Below are 12,468 nucleotides of genomic sequence, written 5' to 3' on the forward strand. Positions count from 1 at the left end.
ATCAACTTATAAATAAAAAAGGAGTGAATGTAAACGTGCTATCTCTATTAGGCTTCTGCATGATGATATCTTTTCTTCTTCTAGTTCTGACTAAAAAACTTTCACCTGTTGTTGCTTTTGTCTTTGTTGCAGTTGCTTTTGCCATTATCGGAGGATTCAGCAACGAAATGGGCCAACTGATGATGGATGGGATTATCCAAGTAACCCCTACAGCGATAATGATTGTTTTTGCGATCCTATATTTTGGATTAATGATTGATGTAGGGCTATTTGACCCAATGATTTCACGTATTTTAAAGTATGTCAAAGGGGATCCATTAAAAATAGTGATAGCTACAGCTCTTATTACAATGATTGTTGGTTTAGACGGGGATGGCTCATCAACTTTCATGATTACCATATCAGCGATGCTACCTCTTTATAAGAAGTTAGGCATGAACCGCCTTATTTTGTCATGTGTTGTTGCCTTAGCTGCAGGGGTAATGAATATGATACCTTGGGGAGGTCCTTTAGTTAGAGCCGCTGCTAGTTTAAATGTAGAAATGAGTGATTTATTTATCCCTCTCATCCCAGCGATGATCGGCGGACTAGTCTGGACATTTTTCTCTGCTTATATTCTAGGTAAAAAGGAAAGAGAAAGAATCGGTGTCATTCAAATATACACTGAGAGTTTCACAGAACAATCGAGTACAATAGAACAGAAAAAAACGTCCCCCACATTATTCTGGTTTAATTTACTTTTGACAATCGCATTAATGATCATGCTTATTATGGACGTATTGCCATTACAAATTTTATTTGCCATTGCTTTTTCTATCGCACTTTTTGTCAACTTCCGGGATCCAAAAGCGCAACAAGAGCAAATTTTAAGTCATGCAAATAACTTTGTATTAATCAGTACATTAATCTTTGCTGCAGGGATATTCTTAGGTGTCCTAAATGGAACGCAAATGATGGACGCGATGGCTGTTTCCATTGTTTCTGTCATACCTGAAGGCCTTGGCCCTTACCTCCCTGTCCTCGTTGCGATAACGAGTTTACCGTTAGTATTTGTTTTCCCACCTGATGCTTATTACTTTGGCATTTTACCAATTATAAGTGAAACAGCAGCCAACTTTGGCATCGACCCAGTGGAAATAGGTAGAGCAGCATTACTCGGTCATTCAACAACAGGCTTCCCTCTGTCTCCTTTAGTTCCTGCGACCTTTATTCTCATCGGGCTATCTGGTGTAGACTTTGGTGAGCATCAGAAGTTCCTATTTAAGTGGGCGTTTGGGACCACGATTGTGATGACGATTATTGCCGTACTTACGGGTGCCATTTCCTTTTAGTAAAGATTTTCAGTATTTCCCAACTCCTATGAAACTTCCATCTCATCATTCCGTCTACTCATAAAAAGGGGAATGAACTTGATGAAAAAAACATCTCGTCTACTGCTATTTCTATTACTACTCTTCTTAAGTAGCTGTTCAGCAGCACCAGAACCTAAAATTTCCGAACAACAAGCCAAGTCCATCGTTATTGAAAAAAACACAAGAACAATTGGGAGTGTAACTATCGTTTCAATTGAACAGAAAGGGAATAAATATATAATCAAATGGGAGAATCCAGAGAATTGTGAAAGCGGGGTTGAACATATGAACCACCAAAGCGGTAAAATCATTACAAGTGAAGTTACTATCTGTTAACTGAAGCCGTAAAAAGCTAAGGATATATTGATTGGACCTACTCAAAGTCTGCGACAATTATACCCCTATTCGCTTATCTTTTTGTCAAAAGGCTACATCAACAAACACAATGGCACCCAGTATACATACGCCGGGTGCCTAAAAAAATTACTATTTCTTCAACTTCAATTTAATTAAAATCCGCTCGATTCTGTCTCCGAATAATAAGGGCAATAGACGAATCCTATTTGCAAGATAGAAGTATACACTTGCACCTACTCCTCCACAAATAAAAACAATCATTATTGCATGCCATCCGGATGTTGGATCTAAGAAAATCATTAGCATTTGATACAATAGCCAAGTAATAACCGTCATAACCAACGTAAGAATGACAATTAATAAACTGCGTCTGAATACTAATCTAAATTGATAGCCTGAGAATATTTTAATGACAATTAAGTTAATCAAGATCGCCACAGCATAACCAAGTGCTGTTGCTAGAACTGCTCCCTCTGTTTCTAACCACTTAATCAGGGGTATATTTAATGCAAGCTTAACTAAAATTCCTACTAATAAACTAAGAATGGTAAAGCGCTGCTCATTGATCCCTTGTAGAATAGCAGCTGTCACTGCATAAAGGGCAAATAACATCGCCACTGGGGCATAAGCTCGAAGTACAGCGGTACCTAACTCACTATGCTCATAGAACAATGTGTATACTGGTTCTGCCAGTAGTGCAAGACCAACAACTGCCGGTAAAATTAAAAACAAGATCACTTGAAACGTTTGATTCAACTGACGATTCATCGTCAAGCGATCATTTTTCATAAAGGAATTCGTAATCGTTGGCACAAGTGTTAATGAAAATGCTGTTGCTAACGTAACAGGAATCATCACTAATTTATGCGTTTGATAGTTCAATACGGAAAGGGCTTCTCCTGCTTCTTTACCAGAGTATCCTATCGATTGCATCGCTTTATTAAATGTTGATAAATCAATCATTTGGAATAACGGATTAACCAATGCGACAAGGACAAACGGAATCGAATAAAGAATGATTTCTTTATACATATCTGTAAGAGAGATATCCATTGTACCTTTATCTTTAGCTAATAATTGATCTAAATAAGGCTTTCTTTTGTACCAATAAATAAACAAAACAGCTAAACTACCGATACCACCTATGAAGGCTGCAAAAGTAGCTACACTGACTGCTGTAACTAAATCGCCATCCATTACATAAAGGACGACAAATGCCCCAGCAAGTAGAAAGGCAATTCGTACAATTTGTTCAACGACCTGAGATACGGCTGAAGGTCCCATGGATTGATGACCTTGGAAGAATCCGCGAATTAAGCTCATAAACGGAATAATGATTAAGGCAAAGCTGACCGCTCGAATAACGGAGACAATATCTTGTAGCATTGCTACATCTTCTGGGTCCACAAAAATCTTTGCTAGAGTAGGCGCTCCCATATACATGATTAAGAAACAGACAATTCCGCTACAAAGCATAATAATTAAACCGGATTTGAATAGCTTCCTACCAACTGCATACTCCTCTAATGCGTTATACTTTGAAATAAACTTTGAGACGGCAAGCGGTACACCCGCAGTCGCCACACTGATAAAGATTGTGTATGGTACATAAGAATAGTTATAAAGGATTGTTCCTTCGTTTCCAACGATTTGATAAAATGGAATCACATAAAATAATCCAAGAAACTTAGATATGAATGTACCAAGAGTTAAAATAAATGTTCCTCGTAAAAGCTTAGACGACATATAATCCCTTCCTCTATTGTCCAAGCGCTACCAAAAGCGTGGTGTTTTCTATCATTCGCAAAATTAAACTATACAACTTCTCATTTTACCATATGTTACGACAATAATAGACATATTTTTATCTCAGAAGACCCTTTTCATTCTTGATGATTTTTTAAGAAGATGTTTAGATGTTTTATCTTTTGCTTTATAATAGCAAAGGTATGCTATTTTCATTGAAAGGGAAAAAGTTGGTGAAGAAAATGAAACAAACACAATATGATGTCATTGTCATTGGCGGTGGACCATCTGGACTAATGGCTGCCATTGGTGCTGCAGAGAATAAAGCAAAAGTATTACTTATTGATAAAGGCAATAAATTAGGTAGAAAACTGGCGATTTCAGGTGGTGGTCGTTGTAACGTGACTAATCGGCTCCCAATCGATGAAATCATTAAACATATTCCTGGTAACGGTCGCTTTCTACATAGCGCCTTTTCTATTTTTAGTAATGAAGATATCATCCGTTTTTTCGAGGACCTAGGCATTGCTTTGAAAGAAGAAGACCACGGTAGAATGTTCCCAGTAAGTAATAAAGCACAATCCGTTGTCGATGCACTACTTATGCGACTAGACGAATTGAAAGTAACTATAAAAACAAATAGTCCTGTTGCTGATATTCAATTCCAACCGGAGAAAAGCCATACAGTCCAATTACATTCCGGTGAACAGTTTCATGCAAAAGCAGTTGTGCTAGCAGTGGGAGGCAAATCTGTTCCTCATACAGGATCTACAGGAGATGGCTATGTTTGGGCAGAGAAAGCTGGACATACGATTACAGACTTATTCCCTACAGAAGTCCCGTTAACGTCAAGTGAATTATTTATTAAGAACAAAGCGCTACAAGGACTCTCTTTACGCGATGTAGAAGTAAGTGTATTGAACCCTAAAGACAAGCCGTTGATTACACATCAAATGGATATGATATTCACCCATTTCGGGCTGAGTGGTCCTGCGATTTTAAGATGTAGTCAATTCGTTGTCAAAGCCATGAAAAAATGGAAGCTAAAAAAGGTAAACGTACGCATCAATGCCTTACCTGGGCAAAATGGCGAGAAAACCTTCCAAGAGATCATATCACTAAAAAAATCAGAGCCAAAAAAGAGTATCAAAAACTTGCTAAAAGGGATCGTTCCAGAGAGATATCTTCTCTTCCATTTAGAAGAAGTGGGTATTGATCCGACGGCACAAGCAGTGAGTATCACGAATGAACTGCTACGTTTATTCGTTAGCCGTCTACATGATTTCCGTGTTGAAATCGATGGGACATTACCATTAGAAAAGGCCTTTGTAACTGGTGGCGGCGTTTCTGTTAAAGAAATTGAACCACAAACAATGGCGTCAAAAAAAATGGCTGGTTTATATTTCTGCGGAGAAATTCTTGATATTCATGGCTATACCGGTGGCTACAATATTACCTCAGCCCTTGTAACTGGACGTTTAGCTGGCAGTAATGCGGCTCTATGTAAAAGCGTAACTACTTGATAAGTAAAAGTAGTTACGCTCTATAAATGACCATCGCCGAAAAACAGTAAATTTGCTCTTCATCCTCTTCTTGCATCGCAGCAATATTATACTTAATATCAACAAGCTTTTGTTCTTCCACCTTTTCTAAAAAACGGTTCATCGCAACCTCTAAATCTTTTTCATGCTCTTGGTCGAATAACTTTACCTTGATCATTTGATGAAAACTCCCTTCATGGGAATAAGTATTTTTATTTATTATTAACAGAAAATTCATAATATATACATAGGTAGGAGGTGATGAAATGAGCGTCGTTAAACGAATACTTTTAACTACCATTTGTCTTTATGGCTTGTGGGTAATTGGAGATATCAGTAATTCAATTACTAAATACAATGGTGCTGGTTTTATCGACGCCATTTTGATAAAAGAAAAAGGCATGATTTACTTTATCGACGAAGAAAAACGGCCCACTGTCCAGATAAATGAAGAGGCATCATCTAACACGACCTATCAACCTGACTATATACCGAATGGACCGACATTTTTGCTTGATTACCACTCATTCGATTCAGGGGATCAAGTTCGCATTTGGTATACAAGCATTTTAGAGTCTTATCCTGGGAGAATAAATATCGTAGACGTAGAAAAAATTGATTAATCTCCGTCATTTTTTTCTCTTAACATGGTAAGAATCTTTTTTGTATCTGCGATTGCTTCTTTTAAAGACATTAATAAGCGATCAGTAACATATACAATATCCTCCTGATTTTCTGATATGTTCAATACCTTTCTGACATGAATTGGATGAGCCATTTTTGCTTGTTGGACTAGGCGTAAAATAGATGCATAAGAATAATGAGCCATCCTTAATACTCGAATCACCTTTAGCATATTAATTTCCTTTTCTGTAAAAACACGATACCCCTTTTCATTACGAGGAATAGTAATTAATCCGTTTCTTTCCCAATTTCTTATTAGCTCTGGATGAAGTTGAATTTTTTCAGCTACTTGTTGTCTGGACAATCCTTCACTTTGTATTTCCTTAGGTGAATATAACCAACTCTCTGCAATCTCAGCTGCTTCAACCGCTCTTTCATATTCCTTGGTTAAATGCAGTAAATGCTTTTCAGCCTGCTCGTACGCTTTCAGAAATTGCTTCTGACCACTAAGGAGCACAATCTCTCTTGCATTTTTACGAATACTGCCTTGAATGATTTCACACCGAAAAGCGAACCTCGCTATTTTTAATTGAAAAAGATGTATGTCATCATATTGTCTGTATCCATTATCAGCACGAGGAGCAGGGGAAAGATATCCCCATTCCTCGTAAACTCTCACAGTATTAGGATGAACGCCCATACTATCAGCGATTTCTTTAGTTGAATAAACCAAGATATCTCACTACTTCCATCTAAAATATTTAATCGAAAGGAATCCACTAATGAATACACAAGCCATCATTGTCACTATTGGAAAAATCATGTCGCTTAGAACTCCGCCTAAACTTACTTCCTTAAGCAACTGAATACCTTGTGATAAAGGAAGGAATGCAAAGACATTCTGTAAAATTTGTGGAAAAATCTCAAAAGGTATAGTAGCACCTGAAAAAAGAAGCATGCCGAAATAGGCTAACGACCCCCATAAATTCGCTGCTTTTTGATCTGGAACAATACTCCCGATGAGTATGCCAATGCTATACATAGCCATTAAAACAAATAAATAACTACAAAGAAACAAACCAAAGGAACCAGCCATTTCATAATTGAAAACAAAAAGATATACCGCAGTCACCCCTAGGAAAGACAACATAGAGGCAATAAACTGAACCAATGCCTGCGCACAAAGCAAAGTTAAAGGCGAAGCTGGGGTCACCTGAAACCTTTTTAAAATATGGCGATGACGGTAATCAGCAATGGTAAGGGGCAGTCCCATTACACCTGTAGCTAATATACTAATAGTTACAACTGCCGGATAAGAATGGAGGAACATAGTATTTCCTTGGGTAAACAGTTCATTATTCATAATATAACCAAATAATAAGGCAACAATGATTGGAAAAATGATACCGAAGATCAGTATATCTAAACCTCTCCAAACGAGTTTCGCTTCTATTTTTGTTAAAGTATAGAATGTCATCATCCTTCCCCCTCTTCATCTGTTAAAGTTAAATAGGCAGCTTCCAACGAAGCTTGTCCTGAATAATTGATCACTTCTGCTATCGTTCCTTCGCATATGATATGTCCGCCCTTTAAAATCATAATGCGGTCGCAAAGTGCTTCAACTTCATCCATATAGTGAGAGGTAAGGATAATAGATAATCCCTCACGCTTATAATTTCTTAGCGTTTGCCACAATTTTTTTCTTGCTTTCGTATCTAAACCCGTAGTCAATTCGTCTAGAAAGACTAATTCTGGGTTGGGTAACAATGCTAATAACACCGCTAATCTTTGCTTTTCACCGCCTGACAATGATTTAACTAATGATTTCTCCTTATCTTGTAGGCCAAATTTGGTCAATAAAAATTGATATGGAGCGGTTGCCTTGTATAACACACTCCATTGCTGACATGCTTCAGAAACGGTCATTTTATCTGGAAAATGCGATTCCTGAAATTGCACACCCACTTTCTCAAAAACTTGCTTTCTATTATGAATTGGAGATTGTCCTAATATAGCGACTTCCTTATAAACAGCAGGCCTAATTCCTAGCACAGCTTCTATCAACGATGTCTTTCCTGCGCCATTTTCTCCTAGTATTCCGAGTACCTCTCCTTTTTGAAGGGAGAAACTAATCTTATCAACTACCGTTTTCTCTCCATAACTAACGGACAATTCTTTTACCTTCAGAACCATCAACTCACTCCCTTTTCTAAGAATAGATTCACATCATAGCAAAAGAAATGAAGGGTGGTGGTATATTGGAGGGTTTTTAAAACTTTTTTATTTATTTTCTGATAATAGGATATCGATGATTTGTGTGAGTGGTTCTTTATCTAGGACTCTATAAAAAGTAGGTTTTTTGTTTTTGTAGTGAATGGCGATTGCTTCATCATATACGCTAACACTTTTTCCAGCTGTTTTCGTTACAAAACCAATTCTATACAGTTCTTTAGATGCTGTGCAATGATATCTTTTTAATTCAATATCTGCCAAAAGTGAGCGAATTTCTTTTAGTTGCTTATCATGATCGTCCTTATTTAAAGATACAGTTTCTGTTGTTTCACTAGTAGCTATAATGATGGACTGTAGATTTTCCTCCGATATCAGTACGACCTCATTAAACCCCAGCTTTTTCTGAGAAAGATAAAATTGATATACACCCATGGACAAAAATAATAGAACAATTACCGATAAAAAAGGAATGATTTTTTTACTCATTCTTTCTCCTTTCGCATCTATTTGAACGATCGTCTGAAGTAAATAAATTGAATTTTTATAATATTATACCTATAATAGAGTAAATTGTTAACAGGTGGTGTAAATATGCAATACGCAATTTATGGTGGTACAAGCGTAAGCAAGGAAGCGATAATCGCTCTTCCACCTCTTGGTGAAAGAAAGGAAATTTTCTCCTCTCTTGGCAGTGTTTAAGTGGCCATCGTATCATTTCATTTGACACAACTCTGAGAAACCCACCGTGTTAGATAATATTCAATTGATCAACACATTTCATGACAAATTTGGCATATTGTAAAAGCAAACTGAAAGTTATGTAAACAACTCGTGATTCTTACATACTAATGGTTATACGATAACGAAAAAAAGAAGACCTCCTAAAAAGAGGCCTTCTTCATAAGTACCAATTATTTTGTTTCGCCTTCCCACTCAAGCATACCCCCGACCATATTGGTCACTTGATAGCCTTGTTCTTGCATAAAACGACAAACTTGTCCACTACGATTCCCTGAACGGCAAATCATAATATACTCTTTGTCTTTATCAAACTTATCTAGGTTTTCAGGAATTGTGCCCATTCTAATATGCTTCGCACCAGGAATAATTCCTTGAGCTACTTCGTCATCTTCCCTTACATCTACAAGTTCAAGCTGTTCTCCAGCTTCTATCTTTTTCAGTAATTCTTCTGTTGTGATTTCTTTCATTTCAGTCATCATCAACCACCCTTTCCATTATCATTATCTTTATTCTAAAGAAGTGTTGATCGAAATGCGAATATTACAGTCTCATAGGGAAAGGGTAGCTCTTTTCATTAAGCTACCTCTTTTTCTAAATAATCTTAATTAGCGACAATATTCACTAGCTTCCCAGGAACAGCAATTACTTTTCTTACTGTTTTGCCATCAATTTGTTCTTTGATTTTATCATCTTCCATGGCAATTTGTTCTAGCACATCCTTTTGTGCATCAACGGGTACCATTAATTTAGCCTTCACTTTACCATTGATTTGGATAACGATCTCCACTTCATCATCTGTCATTTTCGCTTCGTCATATGCTGGCCAAGCTTCATAAGAAATGGTTCCTGTGTGACCAAGTATCTCCCATAGTTCTTCAGCAATATGTGGAGCAATTGGAGCCAACATTTTTACGAACCCTTCTGCATAAGCCTTTGGAAGAATATCAGCTTTGTAGGCTTCATTGACGAAAACCATCATTTGTGAAATTGCTGTATTGAAGCGCAAACCTTCAAAGTCCTCTGTTACTTTTTTGACTGTCTGATGATACACTTTTTCCAGTTGAGACACTTCTACATCCTGCACTTTGTTGCTTAATGTATGATCTTCTTCAGCAATTAAACGCCAAATACGGTCTAAGAATCGTCTAGAGCCATCTAATCCATTTGTAGACCAAGCAATTGAGGCATCAAGTGGTCCCATAAACATTTCATATAAACGAAGCGTATCCGCTCCATGGCTTTCTACAACGGCATCAGGATTAACAACATTTCCTTTTGACTTACTCATTTTTTCATTATTTTCCCCAAGAATCATGCCTTGGTTAAATAATTTTTGGAATGGTTCTTTCGTATCAACTACACCTATATCGTATAATACTTTATGCCAGAAACGAGCATATAATAAGTGAAGAACCGCATGTTCAGCGCCACCAATATAAATATCAACTGGTAACCACTCTTTTAATTTTTCGGCATCAGCTAATGCCTCACTGTTTTTCGGATCAATATAACGTAAATAGTACCAGCAGCTACCTGCCCATTGTGGCATCGTGTTGGTTTCACGGCGACCTTTTTTACCTGTTTCAGGGTCAATAACATTAACCCACTCTTCAATATTAGCTAACGGTGATTCACCTGTACCAGATGGCTTAATCTCCGTTGTTGTTGGTAAAATTAACGGTAACTCTTCGTAAGGAACTCCCGTCATTGTACCATCTTCCCAATGAATAACAGGAATCGGTTCACCCCAATATCTTTGACGACTAAATAACCAATCACGTAAGCGATACGTCACTTTTTTCGTCCCAATCTCTTTCTCTTCTAGCCAAGCGATCATTTTTGTAATTGCTTCTTCTTTACCTAAGCCATTTAAGAAATCAGAATTAATATGTTCTCCTTCACCCGCATAAGCTTCTTTAGAAATATCTCCACCAGCTACGACTTCTTTAATAGTCAAGTTAAATTCTTTCGCGAAATCATAATCACGCTCGTCATGAGCTGGAACAGCCATAATGGCACCTGTACCATATGAAGCAAGCACATAATCAGCAATCCAGATAGGCATTTTTTCACCGTTAGCAGGGTTAATTGCATAAGCACCTGTGAATACACCTGTTTTTTCTTTGGCTAAATCTGTTCTTTCTAAATCACTCTTTGTTTTAACTTTTTCAATATAAGTCTCAACTGCATTACGTTGCTCTTCTGTTGTAATTACATCAACTAGTTTATGCTCTGGGGCAAGGACAGCATATGTCGCACCAAATAATGTGTCTGGGCGTGTCGTAAACACTTCAAACGTACCTTTGTCACCTTCGATATGGAAAGTCACTTCAGCACCTTCAGAACGACCAATCCAGTTGCGCTGCATATCCTTCAAGCTTTCTGGCCAATCAAGTAAATCAAGATCTTCTAGTAAACGGTCAGCATAAGCTGTTATTTTTAACATCCATTGGCGCATCGGTCTTCTTTCAACAGGATGGCCTCCACGTTCACTTTTCCCATCAATTACCTCTTCATTAGCTAGCACAGTTCCAAGTGCAGGACACCAGTTCACTGCTACTTCATCGATATAAGCAAGACCTTTTTCATAAAGCTTTAAGAAAATCCATTGCGTCCATTTATAATATTCCGGATCTGTTGTGTTAATTTCACGATCCCAGTCATAAGAAAATCCTAATGATTTAATTTGACGGCGGAATGTATTAATGTTTTTCTCGGTAAATTCAGCTGGGTCATTCCCTGTATCAAGGGCATATTGTTCAGCAGGTAAACCAAATGCATCCCATCCCATTGGGTGAAGAACATTATACCCTTGCATTCTTTTCATACGGGCAAGAATATCTGTTGCTGTATATCCTTCAGGGTGTCCTACGTGTAAACCTACACCAGACGGATAAGGAAACATATCTAACGCATAGAACTTTCTCTTCCCTTTTTCTTCACCCGTTTTAAATGTTTTTTGTTCTTCCCAATAGTGTTGCCACTTACCTTCAATTTGCTGATGATTAAAGCTCATCTTCTTTCCTCCTAAAAATGCTACGTTTTTAAGTATAAAAAAACCCCTCATCCCTCAAAAAGGGACGAGAGGATTATGTATATCTCCCGCGGTACCACCCACATTAACAGTTTACGGTTAACTGTTCACTTCATTCATCCTTAACGCGGAGTACGGCAAGCATTACTGTCATTTTCACACTTGCTGCTCAGTAGGTGAGTTCATGAAAGGAGCTGACTAGCTTACACCAACCGCTAGCTCTCTAATATCAGGCTTCCTAGCATTACTATTCCTCATCATTGCAGTTATAAAATATTCATATTGACATTGTAATCAATTTCAATGGTTGATGCAAGTAGGCTTTCACAAGTTACTATAGATAAGTATAAGCTATTCAAGAAAAATGAAAACGTGTCAATTTTTTAATCCATGTATTACTCTTCCTTATTTTGCCCATAACTATAGTAAAAAATAAGGAAAGGTGATTTCATATTATGAAAGGTATCGCTTTTATTAATGAAAAGTGGATTATGAATGATTATAAAACGCTAGATGAAAGCCTTGAAGTTCAGAAGCAATCCATCCAGACGTTCATTGAAAATAACCAAATGAAAACCATTAAATTAAATCCTTATCAATTACATGATTACTACACCATTCCACATGCCTTATATTATGATTTAAAACAAACCAAACCGAAGTTAGATTGCCTGATACTCTACTCCGAAAAAGTCATTGAAAGTTTTATCGAGGCCTATCCCGCTCGTTGGTTGATCTTGAAAAGTTTCTTTCATAAAGTCATTTTTCTAGATGAAGTTCAATCACATCATTACCAGGATATTATCTAAATGGTTAAGTAGAGAGCCCCTGGATTTTTTAT

13 protein-coding genes and 1 other annotated feature are annotated in these 12,468 nt (G+C 37.3%); of the genes, 5 read left to right on the forward strand and 8 right to left on the reverse strand.

What is annotated here, in order from left to right:
- Positions 1-35 precede the first annotated feature (35 nt).
- Positions 36-1,331, forward strand: coding sequence for a CitMHS family transporter (locus MKY26_RS12190; RefSeq protein ID WP_095372187.1), 1,296 nt, complete (start codon positions 36-38; stop codon positions 1,329-1,331).
- A gap of 81 nt (positions 1,332-1,412) precedes the next feature.
- The gene (locus tag MKY26_RS12195) at positions 1,413-1,688 is read left to right on the forward strand and encodes a hypothetical protein (protein WP_095372186.1); all 276 of its coding nucleotides are present in this window, start codon (positions 1,413-1,415) and stop codon (positions 1,686-1,688) included.
- A gap of 150 nt (positions 1,689-1,838) precedes the next feature.
- Here the strand turns inward: MKY26_RS12195 and MKY26_RS12200 are convergent, their stop codons facing one another.
- Positions 1,839-3,455 carry a putative polysaccharide biosynthesis protein gene (locus MKY26_RS12200; RefSeq protein ID WP_095372185.1) on the reverse strand — a complete coding sequence of 539 codons (1,617 nt, stop codon included), beginning with the start codon at positions 3,453-3,455 and terminating at the stop codon, positions 1,839-1,841.
- A 242-nt stretch (positions 3,456-3,697) separates the two neighbouring features.
- Between MKY26_RS12200 and MKY26_RS12205 the strand changes: the two genes are divergently transcribed.
- Positions 3,698-4,978: an NAD(P)/FAD-dependent oxidoreductase gene (locus MKY26_RS12205; protein WP_341098689.1), complete on the forward strand. Its 1,281-nt coding sequence runs from the start codon at positions 3,698-3,700 to the stop codon at positions 4,976-4,978.
- A 13-nt stretch (positions 4,979-4,991) separates the two neighbouring features.
- Here MKY26_RS12205 and MKY26_RS12210 read toward each other — a convergent pair whose 3' ends face one another.
- On the reverse strand, positions 4,992-5,174 hold the full coding sequence (locus MKY26_RS12210) for a sporulation protein Cse60 (RefSeq protein ID WP_095372184.1): 183 nt from the start codon (positions 5,172-5,174) through the stop codon (positions 4,992-4,994).
- Between the two features lie 88 nt (positions 5,175-5,262).
- Between MKY26_RS12210 and MKY26_RS12215 the strand changes: the two genes are divergently transcribed.
- Entirely contained in the window at positions 5,263-5,619 is a 357-nt protein-coding gene (locus MKY26_RS12215; RefSeq protein WP_322910368.1) for a hypothetical protein, read from the forward strand.
- Here the strand turns inward: MKY26_RS12215 and MKY26_RS12220 are convergent.
- From MKY26_RS12220 to leuS, 6 genes are all read right to left on the reverse strand, one after another.
- The gene (locus MKY26_RS12220; protein WP_340975993.1) at positions 5,616-6,353 is read right to left on the reverse strand and encodes a MerR family transcriptional regulator; all 738 of its coding nucleotides are present in this window, start codon (positions 6,351-6,353) and stop codon (positions 5,616-5,618) included. The two genes, MKY26_RS12215 and MKY26_RS12220, sit on opposite strands and share 4 nt — an antisense overlap.
- Before the next feature lie 9 nt (positions 6,354-6,362).
- A complete protein-coding gene (locus tag MKY26_RS12225) occupies positions 6,363-7,100 on the reverse strand; it encodes an ABC transporter permease (RefSeq protein ID WP_095372182.1) in 738 nt (245 codons plus the stop codon).
- Entirely contained in the window at positions 7,097-7,813 is a 717-nt protein-coding gene (locus MKY26_RS12230; RefSeq protein WP_307316675.1) for an ABC transporter ATP-binding protein, read from the reverse strand. The genes MKY26_RS12225 and MKY26_RS12230 overlap by 4 nt, the downstream gene beginning before the upstream one ends.
- Before the next feature lie 87 nt (positions 7,814-7,900).
- Entirely contained in the window at positions 7,901-8,338 is a 438-nt protein-coding gene (locus MKY26_RS12235; protein WP_341097710.1) for a hypothetical protein, read from the reverse strand.
- 425 nt (positions 8,339-8,763) lie between these two features.
- Positions 8,764-9,069 carry a rhodanese-like domain-containing protein gene (locus MKY26_RS12240; protein ID WP_095372177.1) on the reverse strand — a complete coding sequence of 102 codons (306 nt, stop codon included), beginning with the start codon at positions 9,067-9,069 and terminating at the stop codon, positions 8,764-8,766.
- A gap of 125 nt (positions 9,070-9,194) precedes the next feature.
- Positions 9,195-11,609: a leucine--tRNA ligase gene (gene leuS, locus MKY26_RS12245; RefSeq protein WP_095372176.1), complete on the reverse strand. Its 2,415-nt coding sequence runs from the start codon at positions 11,607-11,609 to the stop codon at positions 9,195-9,197.
- A gap of 57 nt (positions 11,610-11,666) precedes the next feature.
- Positions 11,667-11,897 (reverse strand) — a binding site (T-box leader).
- Between the two features lie 185 nt (positions 11,898-12,082).
- Here leuS and MKY26_RS12250 point away from each other — a divergent pair.
- On the forward strand, positions 12,083-12,436 hold the full coding sequence (locus MKY26_RS12250; RefSeq protein ID WP_191809793.1) for a hypothetical protein: 354 nt from the start codon (positions 12,083-12,085) through the stop codon (positions 12,434-12,436).
- The last annotated feature ends 32 nt before the right edge of the window (positions 12,437-12,468 follow it).

Origin of the sequence: Cytobacillus sp. FSL R7-0680, assembly GCF_038009245.1 — a bacterium.
GTDB classification, from domain to species: Bacteria; Bacillota; Bacilli; order Bacillales; family Cytobacillaceae; genus Cytobacillus; species Cytobacillus kochii.